The organism is Aeromonas veronii, assembly GCF_040215105.1.
GTDB lineage: Bacteria > Pseudomonadota > Gammaproteobacteria > Enterobacterales > Aeromonadaceae > Aeromonas > Aeromonas veronii_G.
The window spans coordinates 1,225,558-1,239,634 of the sequence record NZ_CP157875.1 but is presented as its reverse complement, the minus strand read 5'-3'; the positions used below and the strand labels follow the sequence as shown (position 1 = coordinate 1,239,634).

Sequence of the window (14,077 nt, the reverse complement as noted above, 5' to 3'; positions counted from 1 at the left end):
CCTGCTGCCGTCTGTCATCACAGCTTGTAGGTGAAACCTGCCATCAGGTTGGCTGGTTCGCCATACATGTTGAAGGTATTGGTGGATCCGACCCGGTAGAAGTACTCACGGTCAAAGATGTTGTAGACGTTCAGGGTCGCCTGCATCCTGTCGTTGATGTCGTAACGCACCGCCGCATCGAACAGGGCATAGCCTCCCTGATGGGTCTCGACCCCCTTCTGGTTGAAGGAGTAATCGCTCACCGCCGTCATCCCCGCCCCCAGATGCAGCCCCTGCACCCAGTCCGCCAGGTGGTAGTCGGTCCACAGCGAGAGGGAGTGACGCGGGATGGCATCGAATTTCGGGTTGTGATCGCCGGACTTCTCCTCGATGTCGGTGAAGGTGTAGCCGGTCATCACCATCCAGTTCTGGCTGAGGTAACCGGTCGCCTCCAGCTCCACCCCCTGGGTATCCACCTTGCCGGTGGCCCAATAGGTGTTGGTGATGGCGATGCCCTGATCGTCATAGGCCTGGGCGGCGATATTGCTGTCCTTCATCAGGAAGGCGGTCGCCCGGGTGTTGAGCAGGCCATCTCGCAAGGAGGACTTGATGCCCGTTTCCCACTGGCTCCCTTCCCGCGGTTTGAGCATGTTGCCGCTCTCATCCTGACTGGTCTGGGGCTTGAACACCTGGGAGTAGCTGGCGTAGAGCGCATGCTCGTCAGTCAGGTCATAGACGGCCCCGGCATAGGGGGTAAACTTGCCGTTGAACTCGCCGGACTCGCTGCTTTGAGCACCCGAACTCAGGGTGGTGCTGACGGTGTCCAGATCGTACCAGGAGACGCGGGCCCCGGTGATCACTGCCAGCGGTTCCAGCAGACGCCAGGTGACCTTGCCATAGAGACCGACTTCGGACTGCTCTTCATGGTCATTCTTGGTGTAGCTGTAGGTCGGTTTGGCCACCGTGGTCGGGTCGAAGTTGAACACGTTGATCTTGCCGATGTTGCGATTGGTGTAAGTCTGGGTGTCGGACTCATAGCGTTTGTAGTCAGAACCCAGCACAAACTCGCTCTTGTGGCCCAGCAAACCAAACATCTGGCTGTAGCTGGCATCAAATGCCATATTTTTCTGCTGGTTTGCCTGACCGTTGAACATCAGGCCGGTATTGCCGGCGGCATCCACCGGACCGTTGGTGAAGGTCTGCTCCAGGCGCATGTCGTGATCCATGTAGCGGGCCGAGATCTGGCCCACCCCGCCGTTGGCGAAGGCATGCTGGAGGGTCCCTCCCACATCCGTGGTGTCGGCGTCGAAGAAGTCCTCATCCGACCCCAGGTAGGTGCTGCGGCTGATGTCGAGCATGGTGCCGTCTTTATAAGCCGGCAGCCCGTTGGTGGGCAGGATGTCCTTGGTCTGATGCAGGGCATAGACGGAGAGCAGGGTGCGATCCGACAGATCGAACTCCAGGGTGCCGTAGTAGGTGCCGTTGTCGTTGTTGTTGTAGTCGACCTGGTTCTTGATGTCGGCGTTGGCCACCACGGCGCGACCGCGCAGGGAGCCCGCCTCGTTGAGGGCGCCCCCCAGATCCGCCTCCAGATAGTGCCGATCCCAGCTGCCATAACGGGCCGTGACCGAGCCGTTGAACTCGTCGGTCGGGCGCTTGAGCACCATGTTGATGACGCCCCCCAGCTCGCTGGTGCTGTTGAACAGACCGGAGGGGCCGCGCATGATCTCCACCCGATCCACCGCCGCCAGCGACGGCAGGGTACCGTACTTGCTTTGCAGGGGAGACGGCAGGCCGTTGAGGTTCACCTCATCGTACTCATAGCCGCGGGAGAAGATGGAGGAGCGGCCGCTATCGTTGACCATGGTGCGCAGGCCCGGCGTGTACTTGGCCAGATCGTCCACCGCGACGAAATTGCGCTCCTCGATATAGTCGTTGGTCAATACGGTGATCGACTGGGGAATGTCTTTGAGGGCGGCCGGGGTCTTGGTCCCGACCGTGGCCGAGTCGACGCTGTAACCCCCCGTCTCTTCCGACGAGGCCATCCCGTAGAGCGGGTTGCCATAGACAACGACGGTTTCATCCGGTGCGATATTCGCGGTTTCCGCCCTCGCGGGGGAAGCCACAGTGACAGCCAGAGCGGCAGAGACGGCCAGAGCCAGTGGACTGAGCGCTTTATCCTTAAAGACAACCATAGTAAGAGTGACCCCCAAACAGAGATGATAATCATTTTCATTTGATTTTGCGGGGGCTAATATAGCACCCAATCATCCGCCGTAGTTTTGCGGTGTGGTCATTTAATACTTCGAAATGGTCAAAGTTTCAGATGGTCGACGTGCACATGGCTGACTCAGTGGTCAGAGATACCAAGGTTAGAAAACGGGGTCTGTTTACCGGAAGAGTGGAAAACCTGATGATCCAGGATGGCATCCTCTTTCACAACAAAGACATCGTACACAAGGCCGACTTCGCCACCGAGCGGGAGCTGCCGCCGCAGCTCATCATCGCCCTCCCCCTCGAGAGCAAGGCCCTGATGACCTATGGCGCCACCCATCGCCTGCGAAGCTGCCGCTTTCACAAGTCAGACCCCATCGTCGCCACGGCCATCCTCTATACCCGGCCCGACAAGGTGCAGGGCGCAGCCAAAGCCCATGTACGCAGCCGCAGCATAGTGCTCTCCCTCAGCCTGCTCTGGCTTGAACATCATCTGGATGGCAAGCAGCGCGCCTCCTTCGAGCGCATCTTCAGCCATCACCTGAGCCGTTTCGACTGGTCCCTGTCACCGCACCTTGGCCAGATCGCGGAAGCCCTGAACCTCACCAGCAGTCAGAATGCCCCGGAGATGCTGATGCGAGAGGCGTTCGCCCTCACCCTGTGGGAGAGTCTGATGACCAACCTTGTGCAGGTGGCCCTGGTCTCGGGCCTCAGGCACAACGAGCAGCCGACCCGGCTGAAGATGTTGCTGATGGATGAGAAGGTGGACGAGATGACCCTCGCCGACATCGCCGATACCCTCGGCATGAGCATCTCCACCCTGCAGCGGGCGGCCAGAAAGGAGCTGGGGATGAGCCTGCAGCGCTACCTGCGTGAGCGCAAGTTGCAGGAGGCCAGGGCAAAACTCGAGGAACGCAGCCTCTCCCTGCAAGACGCCGCCGAGCTCGCGGGTTATGCCCATGTCGCGAACTTCATCACGGCGTTTCGAAAACTGTTTGGTTTCTCGCCAAACCAGTTCGTTCGGCAGACTCAGGACACAGGCACCCTCTCGCCGGTCACCACGCAGGATCACTAAAGCGCGAGGCCTGGGCATCCTGGCCTCCGGGCTGTTAACATCGGCTAATCATGCGTCTCGACGCTGATGATCATGCCGATGCTCATGCGATCGCCACGGGCCAACAGCCGCAAGCCGGGGTGACCCGCTCGATTGAAGATATGCTGTCAATGAGACGCGCATCCGCTTGCGCTCGCTCAAGCGGGCCCAGCAAGTGATGGGGATTGGTTATCTCTATGTGGAAAGGGCCCTGGCGCAACCCGGTTGATGGGGCAAGGAAGATTCACCATGTATCAATCAGGGAGCAGAAGCTGACTGGCTGAGTGAAAAATCATGGGGGCCTGCCCGGCCCCCGTTTGCTCATTGCTCCTGTGCTCAGCGCCGCCCGTCTATCTGGGAGACGGCTCCTGCAAGAGGGTCGCGATCCCCACCACCATGGGCTGGGCATAATCAAAGAAGGCCTTGATGCCCGGGCACAGATAGTTGAGGCCGAGCTCGCCGTCCGGTGCGCGCACTATCCGGTTCTTCGGGCACTCCCCCCAGCACAGCTTGAGATAGGGGCAGGCCTTGCAGTAGGCGGGCAAGGTCTCTTTCTTGCCAAACCCGAACGCCTGCTGGCGCTCGGAGAAGGCCATGTGGGCCAGCTTGGTGGTCGCGATGTTGCCCAGCTGATATTCGGGGTAGACATAGTGATCGCAGGAATAGATATCGCCGTTCTTCTCCACCGCCAATCCCTTGCCGCAAAACTCGGAGGTGACGCAGATCTGGGCGGGCATCCCCAGGGTCTGGGCCACCGCGGTCTCGAACAGGTTGACCTGTACCCGGCCCAGATCGTTGTTCACCCACTCCTCGAACACCGCGATGAGGAAACGGCCCCAGTCATCGGGATCCACCGACCAGTCCGTCACGATGGAGTCCAGATCCCCCGGCTTGGCCCGGCGGCTCCCCGTCACCGGGATGCTGTCATCGTGCCAGAACTGGGGCGCCGTCTTGGTGAAATCCACCGGTTCAACACAGGGGTTGAACTGGATATAGGTAGCACCGAGCTCGCGGGTGAGAAAACGATAGACCTCGAGGGGAAAGCGAGCGTTGGTGCGATTGACCGTGACCAGGGCATTGAAGGGCACCTGGAATTTCTTGAGGGCGGCCACCCCTTCCATCACCTTGTCGAAGGTGGGCTTGCCGCTGCGGGTCAAGCGGTATCTGTCGTGCAGTTCGCGCGGGCCGTCGATGGACAGCCCCACTAAAAATTGATGTTCCTTCAGGAACGCAGCCCATTTGTCATCGATGAGGATGCCATTGGTTTGCAGGTCGTTCTCGATGCGTTGACCCGCTTTCTTGTACTGCTGCTGTAACTTGACCACTTTATGGAAGAAATCCAGTCCCATCAGGGTGGGCTCCCCCCCCTGCCACGAGAAGACCACCTGCTCCCCGTCCTGGCTGTCGATGTACTGGCGGATAAAGTTTTCCAGCACCTCATCGCTCATGTGGCTATGGCGATCCTGGTGCAGCAGCCCCTCCTTGTGCAGGTAGAAACAGTAGGTGCAGTCGATGTTGCAGGTAGAACCCGTGGGCTTGGCCATTACATGGAAGCGGCGCACCCAGGCAGGTCCCTTGCCGGCATATTTCTCTGCTGATGCCAACGCTTTGATAGGCAGTGTGGTGCTGTGTTTCATATCATCCTTAAAGACGGGCGGGGAACTCCCCACCCGAATACGTCGATCATCAGTTGTTCTGGTTGTTGCCCTTCTCGATCATGGCACTCACATCGGAGACGGTGAAGCTGCCCGGTTTCTGACGTGGCGGGAACTCCTTGAAGCTCTGGATCATCTGCGCTGCGTATTTCTGGGCGCCGCCCAGCAGGTAGAGACGGTCGTAGAACCAGGCGTTGTAGCCCATGCCGTCCGAGCCTTTCTCCAGCGGATCCACTTCCAGATCGAAGATAAGCGGCGTACGCAGTTTGGTGAAGGGGTACTTCCACAGATCCAGACCAGTGTGCTCCTGGATCATGAAGTGAGCCTTCCAGCGGCCATAACGCATGGCCAGCAAGTCGCCATCATCGCTCCAGTAGAAGAACTCCTTGCGCTGACCTTCCCCCTTCCCTTGCAGGAAGTCGAGCTGGTTGTAGCCATCCAGATGCACCTTGTAGGTCATCTTGGCGGTCTTGTAACCCTTGAGCAGTTTTTCCTTGATCTCGGGCTCACCGGCCGCCGCCACCAGGGTCGGGAACCAGTCGTTGCTGCCGAAGATGTCGCTGATCACCGTCCCCGGCTTGATGTGACCCGGCCACTTGACCATGGCGGGTACCCGGAAGCCCCCTTCCCAACCGGTGTTCTTCTCACCACGGAACGGGGTAATACCCGCATCCGGCCAGGTGGCGGTCATGGGGCCGTTGTCCGTGGTGTAGACGACGATGGTGTTGTCTTCTATCCCCAGATCTTTGATCTTCTTCATCACTTCGCCGACGATGGCGTCATGTTCGACCATGCCGTCCGCATAATCCCCGAGGCCTGTCTTGCCCTGGTGATCCGGCTTGATGTGGGTCTTGTTGTGCATGCGGGTGGTGTTGAACCAGGTGAAGAAGGGTTTCTTGGCCTTGACCTGACGCTCCATGAAGTCGTTGTTGGCCGCCAGGGTCTCCTCATCGACGGTTTCCATCCGTTTCTTGGTCAGCGGGCCGGTATCTTCAATCTTGCCGTCGGCGCTGCTCTTGATGACGCCGCGCGGGCCGAACTGCTTGCGGTAAGCGGGATCCTTCGGATAGTCAGGATTCTCCGGCTCTTCTTCCGCGTTCAGGTGATAAAGGTTGCCAAAGAACTCGTCAAAGCCGTGGGCAGTGGGCAGGAACTCGTCCCGATCCCCCAGGTGGTTCTTGCCGAACTGGCCGGTGGCATAGCCCAGGTTTTTCAGCATCTCGGCGATGGTGGGATCTTCTTTCTGCAGACCTTGCGGTGCCCCCGGCATGCCCACCTTGCTCATACCGGTACGAAACGGCATCTGGCCGGTGATAAAGGAGGAGCGACCCGCGGTGGAGCTTTGCTCGGCGTAGTAGGAGGTAAACTTGGCCCCTTCTGCGGCGATCTTGTCGATGTTCGGGGTCTGGTAGCCCATCATGCCCTGGTTGTAGGTACTCAGATTCCAGTAACCGATGTCATCGCCGAAGATGACCACTATGTTCGGCTTGCCCTTGTCTTGTTCTGCCGCCGTGGTCGCGGCCTGCGCCGAGGCCGCCGTCGCGCCGAATGCCAGCGTCAACATGCTGGCAATCAACGTCCTTTTTGATGGTATTTTATTCAGCATTGCAGTGACTCCATGTCCATTGGGGTGGGTTTCAGTGCAATGATAACTTAATAATCTATAAGGGATTGGGTCAAGCCATAAGTAACAACGTTCTCTATAGGTTCACAAATTCTTCACCTGAATCCTCCTGACTGATAAAAACCTCAATGCAAGGACGACTTATCGTGAGCCATGGACCTCAAGCCTTCAGCACGATTGGTCACAAGTAACAATGAGTAATGGAGAGTCCTGATCCCCTTATGCGCACATTGCGTATTCCCGCGGTTGCGGCAAGCAGCCAGCCCCGAAAGATCACCAGTTTGGGCAAGTACGGCCACGGCCTGTCTATCTGACCAAGGAGGCAAGGTCACCGGTGGGGTTTGGGGTTTGGGGGGCGACGTCATGACCGATCGCAGTTGACCGCTTCAGTAAAGAACTTCAGTAGGAGCCTTCTCCTGGCTTTCTGACGATTCAGGATGCCTGCACAGCCAGGCGGCTGGCCGAACGGCCAGGGGCCCAGCAATAAAAAACCCAGCCTGGGGCTGGGTTTGATAAATGGCGGAGAGACAGGGATTCGAACCCTGGGTGGCATTGCTGCCACAATTGATTTCGAGTCAATCCCGTTCGGCCACTCCGGCATCTCTCCGCGGGCCCTCATAGTGGCCCAATCCGGGGCGAGAAATCAATGTAAATATCGTTGCAGATCAGACAACTGGCGATTTAAACGACAGTGATCACCCCAAAAATTGCCACGCAGAACCTTGTCAGGAGTTGTCTTCTCTCTTTCCCGTCACCATCTTGACCCTCCCTTCGCCAAGAAGAGCCGGGGAGATGACCCACACCCCCATGGCTGGGGCCCGGGAGAGTGCAGAGGCCAAGGCCAGACGGTGGCCGCTGCACGGCAGCAAGGCTGGTAATCCCCTGTCGATTGGTTAACAATCCCCGCTCATTTTCGGGGAGGGAAAGATCCCTCCAGACACACAGATAGGAAAAACCATGTTGTACACACGTATCGCCTCACTGTTGCTGGTCGCAGCCAGCCTCTGGGCCGCGCCGGCCTGGTCCAAAACCTATCCCCTCCCACCGGCTGACAGCCGCCTCATCGGTGAGCTGGAAGATTACATCGTGCAAGAAGGCGACCATCTGGAGCTCATCGGCAAGCACACCCAGATAGGCTTTCTGGCACTGCTCGAAGCCAACCCCGGGGTCGACCCCTACTTGCCCACCCCGGGCAGCCGGCTGACGCTGCCAACCCAGATGCTGCTGCCCGACGTGCCACGAGAGGGCATCGTCATCAACTTGCCGGAGCTTCGCCTCTATTACTTCCCCAAGGGCAAGCAGGAGGTCATGGTACTGCCCATCGGCATCGGTGACATCGGCCGCGAGACCCCGGAGATGACGACCACCGTTATCGCCAAGAACCCGAACCCGACCTGGGTGCCCGGCCCCATGGTGCGCAAGTCCTGGCTGGAGCAAAAGGGCATCGACCTGCCCGCCGTGGTGCCACCCGGCCCGGACAACCCCCTCGGCAAATTTGCCATGCGCCTTGGCTATGGCAACAAGGACTATCTGATCCACGGTACCAACAAGGACTTCGGGGTCGGCCTGCGGGTCAGTGCGGGTTGCATTCGCCTGCGTCCCGACGATATCGAGTTTCTGTTCAAGCAGGTCCCCATCGGTACGCCGGTGCGGGTGATCAACCAGCCGGTCAAGATGGCGGTGGAACCGGATGGCCGGCGCTGGCTGGAGGTCCACGCCCCTCTGTCCCGCACCGAACAGGAGTTGAACGACGGCGCCCCCCTGGTGCTCTCGGCCGAAGCCGAGCAGTTCGTTGCCGCTCCCGAGGTGGACAGCACACGGGTCATGACACTGCTCGATGAGAAGAACGGGCTGCCTCAGCCCGTCAGCGGCTGACACGGCGATGACGAGGCTCCTGACCGCCCTGCTCTGCTTGCTGGCAAGCAGCAGCGCAATGGCTGATATCCTCTGGATGCACAACGGGGATCGGCTGACCGGCACCATCGAAGAGATCACCGATGACGAGGTGAGCATCAAGCTGCCCTACAGCCCGGTATTGAGTGTCCGGCGCGATGCCATCAAGCGCTGGCGGCTGGACAAGCAGGAACAACCCAAGCCCCTGACCAAGACGGGGATCCCTCTGCTGGACTCACCGGACGAGCTGAACGCCTGGCTATGGACCGGCACGGCGGATCTGAACGTCAAGTTGAAGGAGAGCGACAAGAAGACCAACAACATCAATCTCAAGGCCTCCACCGAGGTGGCCAACCTGGATTGGCGTTACACCCTGGATGGGGAGTACATCTACGAGACCTCGAACAGCGTCACCGACAGCCACGAGTACAGGCTCAGCCCCAAGCTGGACTTCTTCTTCGATGCCAACTGGTTCCTGCGATCCTCCGTCGAGGCCGAGTATGACATGCTCGATACCAACTACCTGAACCTGAGCTACGCCACCGGGCCCGGCTATCGCTTCTGGAATGACAAACGACGGCGATTGGAGCTGATCGCCCAGCTCGGTCTGCAACGGGCCTACTTCACCCCGGATGAGTGGGTCTATTCAGACTTGTTCGACGAGCGCATCATCAACTACCCCGTGATCAACCTGGGATGGGACTATCGCCAGCCGCTCTCCCTGTGGCAACAGCGGTTCGAGCTGTTCAGCAAGGGTCACTACGAGAAGTTCATCGATCAGCCCTCCCCCTATCTCACCCGCAACCAGACCGTCAACGGCAACCTGGGGCTGAGGTATTACTTCAACGATCACCTGCGTCTCTCCTGGTCGAGCGAGCTGAGCTGGGATGACAGCTGGCTCGACTACGGCGGGATGCGGGAAGGTCTGGGGGACAAGGAGTGGCGCCATACCATCACCCTGGGCGCCAGCTTCTAGCCCGGATCGAATCGATACCTCCCCACAACGAAACAGGCCCACCGAAGTGGGCCTGTTTGCTTTCGCGTCAAGCGAAGCGGGGCATCAGAAGTAGATGCGGGTGAGGGACTCGATGACGCAGCCGGGGCGGCGGATGCCCTCGATCTCTATCTTGATCTCTTTGAGCAGCTCGAGGCCGCCCTTGATGGGGGTCACGCGCGCCAGCTTGGTGCGGGCGCGGATATTGCTGTCCACCTTGATGGGATACGGGAAGCGCACCTGCTCCAGCCCGAAGTTCACCACCATGCGGGCAGTCGGGAACTCGGGGGTCGCCTCATCCACCGAACCGGTCAACTGGGGCAACAGCGCCAGGGTCAGGAAACCGTGGGCGATGGTGGTCTTGAACGGCGACTCGGCGGCCGCCCGCTCGGGATCGGTGTGGATCCACTGGTGATCACCGGTCACCGCCGCAAACTGGTCGATCAGTGACTGGCTGACCTGCAGCCACTCACCGACATGGGTCTCTTCCCCGATCTTGCTCTGCAGTTCCACATAGAGGGCCGCCGCCTCGCCGCTCAGCTCGATGGCGTTCTCTTTGAGCACGGGTTGGCTGTTGACCGCCTGTGCCTGATTGGCGGCCTGTTGCTGCAGTTGCTGATCAGCCTGAAAGTCGAGCACCCGGCCCAACAGGGGATGCAGGTGTGCCTTTTGCTGAAACTCACGCCAATAGTCGCGGATCGCCGGAGAGAGCCAATCCTTGAGCTCAAAGGGGTGTTGCGCCAGAATTTCGCGCTTGTGCTTCAGAAAATCGACAACTTTCATGTGCGATCCCTATTCGATTCAATGCCTGTGAAGAGGTCTAACCAGTCCTATTTTATGAAAGTTTCACCCGTAAGTGCAAAAAAATCTCGGCGTACAACTGTACCGGGGCCGAAAGTGCCCACTAACTTGTGTCGAAGATCTCGCGCGGAACAGGCGGGAAAACGATTGACCAGATGGCAATATCGGAAGGAAAGCAGAGTGATGAAAGGGCGCCGTTTGGCCAGGTTTTCCCGCCAGCGCCCCGTTTTGATCTAGCGGCCCGACGCTGACCACCAGGCGACCCGACTCGCCTCATCCAGGAAGCTCCAGGCGAGGATCCGGCTGGTCTTGTTCCCTTGCGTCATCTCGAGCACCCGCACCTCCTTTGCCCCCACCCTGGCCAATGCCTTGTTGGCGGCCGGCAGGTTCTCTTTCTTGGAGACCAGGGAGCTGAACCAGAGACACTGGGCCGCGAAGGCCTGGCTCTGGGCAATCATGGTGGCGAGAAATGCGGCCTCGCCCCCTTCACACCAGAGTTCCGCCTTCTGGCCGCCGAAGTTGAGCACAGGCGCCCCAGCCTGCGTCTTGCCGAGGTTGCGCAGCTTGCGTTCCGTCCCCTTGCTGGCCTCGGCAAGGGAGGCATGGAAGGGAGGATTGCACAGCGTCAGCATAAAACGCTCCTTGGGACCCAGAATACCGCGAAATATCTGCTTGGCGTCCGGTTGATGCCGACACTCTATCTGGTTGCCGAGACCATTGCTGGCCGCCAGCAAGGTTGCCGCCTTGACCGACACAGGATCGATGTCCGACCCCACGAAACGCCAGCCATATTCGCGAGCCCCCAGCAGGGGATAGATGCAGTTGGCGCCGACACCGATATCCAGTACCCGTACCTTCTTCCCCGTGGGCACCTGCCCTGCGCTCTCCGCCAGCAAATCCGCCACCCGATGCAGGTAGTCCACCCGCCCGGGGATGGGGGGGCAGAGATAGCCCGGCGGCAGATCCCAGTGATGGATGCCGTAGTGCAGTGCCAGCAGGGCCCGATTGAGCGCCTTGACGGCGGCGGGATCGGCAAAATCCAGGGTCTGGTTGCCATGCTCGTTGACGAACACAAAGGGAAGCAGTGAAGGGGTACGCTGGCAGAGCGCATCGAAATCGTAGGGGGCCTGATGGCGATTGCGCGGATGCAGTCCGCTCTTGTGCTGGGTCTTCATGCTGGGGCGCCGAGGATCAAGGGGGCCACACTATAGAGAGTTGGCCGCCGAAAGTCTAAAAGAGGGCCATAAAAAAACCGGGCTCGCTGAGCCCGGTTCAAGTGAGGTTGGAAAAACAGTCCGTACTGCGAGCCGTTTGTCCAGCCTGACTCAGATTTCGATCCGGCGTGCTTGCCAGAACTTGCCGCGCCAGTAGGAATTGTCCAGTTTGGACCGGGTTACACCGGCACGGGTGGAAGCATGGATGAATTCACCGTTGCCCACGTAGATGCCTACATGATTCAGTCGTTTGTTGATCTTGAAGAAGACCAGATCCCCTTCCATCAGATCCTGCTTGGCGACGCGTGTGCCTTCGTGGACCTGGGAGCGGGTATCTCGCGGCAGTTCGATACCCACTGCGTTGCGGAATACCTCACGGGCGAAGGCGGAACAATCGATGCCACGCTGGCTGCTCCCCCCCATGCGGTAGGGTACCCCACGCCACTCTTTGTATACGGTCAGAATTTCGTTGACGTCCGGTGTTTGCGAAGGTTCCGGCTCAACCACGGGTTCCATCATGGAAACTTCAATCTTGCTCGCGACCTCGGGCTGGGGTGCTGACGCACATCCCACCATGCCGAGCGCGACCAACAGTAGCATCAGGTGGCGCAATCCCTTATCCCCACAAAAAGTAAAGAACATTGTTAAAATTCGACCGTGGACGGTAATTTATAAGGCAACAGCACCCGACTATATCCAAGAATCCTATCGAGGCAAGCGAAAATCCTAATCAACCTCACATTTTTGCAAGTAAATGCACGGTTTTTCATAATTAATGTGATCATGCCCAAACAATATACAATCCCGAAAGAGCCTATGGGGGCCCTGGAAAACTGAGGTTTATCGCTGCTTCGCCCTCTTTTTTAAGTGAAAAATTATGTTATCTGTGGATCTCTATTTGTTAAAACCCGCGTTTGTCGACACCAGGCAACTGAATATATTGCCGGCAGAACTCTCACCCGAAGAGGTCAGTCACTGGCAAGGGATCCGGCAACCCGGGCGCCAGCGGGAGTATCTACTCGGCCGGGTCTTGTTGCGCCGCCTGCTGGCCGAGCGACTCGGGTGCCTGGCGGCCGACTTGAAGTTTTTCACCCAGGATCACGGCAAGCCCGCCCTGCTCGGCCAACAGTGGCAGTTCAATCTCAGTCACAGCGGGGAGTGGCTGGTGCTGGCCCTCTGCCAGCAGGGGCCACTCGGGGTGGATATAGAGATGGGATCACGCCGACGCGCCACGCTCCCTTTGGCCGAACGTTTCTACGCGAGAAGCGAGTATGAGTGGCTGCTCGCCCTGCCAGAAGAGGAGCGGGATACGGCCTTCTATCGGCTCTGGTCACGCAAGGAGGCGGTGCTCAAGGCCCAAGGCAGCGGCATCGCCGCCGGGCTCGACAAGGTGTGTTTCCTGCCAGAGGAGGATTGGCGCCTCGATAACCGACTCGATGACAACGCCTATCAGGTGCAGGACTGGGCCCTTGATGGCGGCTGGCTCAGCCTCGCCGCCCCCACCTTACAGACCCGTGCCTACCTGCTGGATGCGTGCTTGAAATCCACGTCCCTGAACCCCATGTTAACTCACACCATTTTCCGAGAGTCAGCCTCATGATCGTCGACATCAATCCCCAGAATTTCCACGCCGAGCTGATCGATGCGTCCATGAAGAAGCCGGTCGTCATCTATTTCCACGCCCCCCAGATGCCCGAGTGCCAGGACATGACCCCGCTGATCGAGTCCCTGGTCGGCCCGGCCAATGCCGAAGTCACCCTGGCCAAGGTCGACATGAACGACCCCCAGCTGCAGCCCCTGGCCAGCCAGCTCGCCCTGCGCGCCCTGCCCGCCCTCGTGCTGTTCCATCAGGGCCGCCCGGACGAGCAGGCCATCCTGGAGGGTCCGCAGGATGAGGCCACGCTGCGCCAATATTTCTCAGCCTTTGCCCCCAAGGAAGAAGAGCTGCTGCTTGAACAGGGGAAAGAGGCGCTGGCGGCAGATGATGCGAAGACGGCCCATGCCCGGCTGAGCAAGGCGCACCAGCTTGCCCCCAGCCGCCACGACATCAGCCTGTGGCTGGCACAGGCGTCACTGGAATTGAATCTGCTGGAAGAGGCGCAGGCCCTGCTTGCCACTGTCCCCATGGTGGCTCAGGACGATCATTTCCAGACCCTCTCCTCCCGTCTGGCGCTGGCGCTGCAAGCCAGTGACAGCCCGGAGCTGCGCGCCCTGGAGCTGCGTCACAGTGAAAACCCGGGGGATGATACCCTCAGCCAGGAGCTGGCGGTGCTCTACAGCCAGGTTGGCCGGCAGGAAGAGGCACTGGCGCTGCTGTTTGACATTCTCAAGCGCGACATGGCCTTTGGCGATGCCAAGAAGACATTTCTCGACATTCTGACCACCATGGGAACCCATCCGGTGGCGCAACAGTATCGTCGCAAGCTCTACAGCCTGCTGTATTGAGATCGTGCAACCAAAGAGATGAAGGTGATGCCGAGCCATCGGCATTGCCTGCTCAACAGGGGAAAATGCTGGCCAGAACGGCCGAAAGACATGGAAAAAGCGGGAAAATCACAAATTTCAGGCAAAAAAAATGGCGCATTAACATGCGCCATTTTTTCGCATGGA

Annotated in this window: 11 protein-coding genes and 1 tRNA gene; 5 read left to right on the top strand and 7 right to left on the bottom strand. The window is 59.2% G+C overall.

The annotated features are described in order from the left end of the window. Nucleotides 1–17: 17 nt before the first annotated feature. Nucleotides 18–2,174, bottom strand: a complete 2,157-nt coding sequence (locus tag ABNP46_RS05875) for a TonB-dependent siderophore receptor (protein WP_349921485.1) — start codon at nt 2,172–2,174, stop codon at nt 18–20. A 218-nt stretch (nt 2,175–2,392) separates the two neighbouring features. Here ABNP46_RS05875 and ABNP46_RS05870 point away from each other — a divergent pair, with 218 nt between their 5' ends. Continuing rightward, nucleotides 2,393–3,268, top strand: coding sequence for a helix-turn-helix transcriptional regulator (locus tag ABNP46_RS05870; RefSeq protein ID WP_349921484.1), 876 nt, complete (start codon nt 2,393–2,395; stop codon nt 3,266–3,268). A 368-nt stretch (nt 3,269–3,636) separates the two neighbouring features. Here the strand turns inward: ABNP46_RS05870 and ABNP46_RS05865 are convergent, their stop codons facing one another. The 3 genes from ABNP46_RS05865 to ABNP46_RS05855 form a co-directional block, all read right to left on the bottom strand. After that, a complete protein-coding gene (locus ABNP46_RS05865) occupies nt 3,637–4,923 on the bottom strand; it encodes an anaerobic sulfatase maturase (RefSeq protein ID WP_349921483.1) in 1,287 nt (428 codons plus the stop codon). Nucleotides 4,924–4,972: 49 nt separating this feature from the next. Continuing rightward, complete coding sequence (locus ABNP46_RS05860; protein WP_349921482.1) at nt 4,973–6,505, bottom strand: arylsulfatase; 1,533 nt, start codon at nt 6,503–6,505, stop codon at nt 4,973–4,975. A 577-nt stretch (nt 6,506–7,082) separates the two neighbouring features. Beyond that, a tRNA-Ser gene (locus tag ABNP46_RS05855) sits at nt 7,083–7,172 on the bottom strand. A gap of 350 nt (nt 7,173–7,522) precedes the next feature. Between ABNP46_RS05855 and ABNP46_RS05850 the strand changes: the two genes are divergently transcribed. Together ABNP46_RS05850 and ABNP46_RS05845 are read left to right on the top strand one after the other, a co-directional pair. Further along, nucleotides 7,523–8,440 (top strand): L,D-transpeptidase family protein, encoded by a 918-nt coding sequence (locus tag ABNP46_RS05850; RefSeq protein WP_349921481.1) that lies wholly within the window; start codon nt 7,523–7,525, stop codon nt 8,438–8,440. A 7-nt stretch (nt 8,441–8,447) separates the two neighbouring features. Next, nucleotides 8,448–9,434 carry a DUF481 domain-containing protein gene (locus ABNP46_RS05845; protein ID WP_349921480.1) on the top strand — a complete coding sequence of 329 codons (987 nt, stop codon included), beginning with the start codon at nt 8,448–8,450 and terminating at the stop codon, nt 9,432–9,434. A gap of 84 nt (nt 9,435–9,518) precedes the next feature. On the opposite strand, the gene ABNP46_RS05840 is transcribed toward ABNP46_RS05845, so the two are convergent. From ABNP46_RS05840 to ABNP46_RS05830, 3 genes are all read right to left on the bottom strand, one after another. Then, nucleotides 9,519–10,235, bottom strand: a complete 717-nt coding sequence (locus ABNP46_RS05840; protein ID WP_349921479.1) for a MaoC family dehydratase — start codon at nt 10,233–10,235, stop codon at nt 9,519–9,521. Between the two features lie 251 nt (nt 10,236–10,486). Next, nucleotides 10,487–11,428: a 23S rRNA (adenine(1618)-N(6))-methyltransferase RlmF gene (gene rlmF / locus ABNP46_RS05835; RefSeq protein ID WP_349921478.1), complete on the bottom strand. Its 942-nt coding sequence runs from the start codon at nt 11,426–11,428 to the stop codon at nt 10,487–10,489. Nucleotides 11,429–11,578: 150 nt separating this feature from the next. After that, nucleotides 11,579–12,067, bottom strand: a complete 489-nt coding sequence (locus ABNP46_RS05830; protein ID WP_349921477.1) for a C40 family peptidase — start codon at nt 12,065–12,067, stop codon at nt 11,579–11,581. A gap of 277 nt (nt 12,068–12,344) precedes the next feature. Between ABNP46_RS05830 and ABNP46_RS05825 the strand changes: the two genes are divergently transcribed. Together ABNP46_RS05825 and ABNP46_RS05820 are read left to right on the top strand one after the other, a co-directional pair. Beyond that, nucleotides 12,345–13,067 carry a 4'-phosphopantetheinyl transferase family protein gene (locus ABNP46_RS05825; protein ID WP_349921476.1) on the top strand — a complete coding sequence of 241 codons (723 nt, stop codon included), beginning with the start codon at nt 12,345–12,347 and terminating at the stop codon, nt 13,065–13,067. Then, the gene (locus ABNP46_RS05820; protein ID WP_349921475.1) at nt 13,064–13,912 is read left to right on the top strand and encodes a tetratricopeptide repeat protein; all 849 of its coding nucleotides are present in this window, start codon (nt 13,064–13,066) and stop codon (nt 13,910–13,912) included. The genes ABNP46_RS05825 and ABNP46_RS05820 overlap by 4 nt, the downstream gene beginning before the upstream one ends. Nucleotides 13,913–14,077 lie beyond the last annotated feature (165 nt).

Excerpts from the sequence above, each read along its gene's own strand:
- ABNP46_RS05875 (WP_349921485.1), bottom strand. The coding sequence starts at position 2,174 with ATGGTTGTCTTTAAGGATAAAGCGCTCAGTCCACTGGCTCTGGCCGTC.
- ABNP46_RS05870 (WP_349921484.1), top strand. The coding sequence starts at position 2,393 with ATGATCCAGGATGGCATCCTCTTTCACAACAAAGACATCGTACACAAG.
- ABNP46_RS05865 (WP_349921483.1), bottom strand. The coding sequence starts at position 4,923 with ATGAAACACAGCACCACACTGCCTATCAAAGCGTTGGCATCAGCAGAG.
- ABNP46_RS05860 (WP_349921482.1), bottom strand. The coding sequence starts at position 6,505 with ATGTTGACGCTGGCATTCGGCGCGACGGCGGCCTCGGCGCAGGCCGCG.
- ABNP46_RS05850 (WP_349921481.1), top strand. The coding sequence starts at position 7,523 with ATGTTGTACACACGTATCGCCTCACTGTTGCTGGTCGCAGCCAGCCTC.
- ABNP46_RS05845 (WP_349921480.1), top strand. The coding sequence starts at position 8,448 with ATGACGAGGCTCCTGACCGCCCTGCTCTGCTTGCTGGCAAGCAGCAGC.
- ABNP46_RS05840 (WP_349921479.1), bottom strand. The coding sequence starts at position 10,235 with ATGAAAGTTGTCGATTTTCTGAAGCACAAGCGCGAAATTCTGGCGCAA.
- rlmF (WP_349921478.1), bottom strand. The coding sequence starts at position 11,428 with ATGAAGACCCAGCACAAGAGCGGACTGCATCCGCGCAATCGCCATCAG.
- ABNP46_RS05830 (WP_349921477.1), bottom strand. The coding sequence starts at position 12,067 with ATGCTACTGTTGGTCGCGCTCGGCATGGTGGGATGTGCGTCAGCACCC.
- ABNP46_RS05825 (WP_349921476.1), top strand. The coding sequence starts at position 12,345 with ATGTTATCTGTGGATCTCTATTTGTTAAAACCCGCGTTTGTCGACACC.
- ABNP46_RS05820 (WP_349921475.1), top strand. The coding sequence starts at position 13,064 with ATGATCGTCGACATCAATCCCCAGAATTTCCACGCCGAGCTGATCGAT.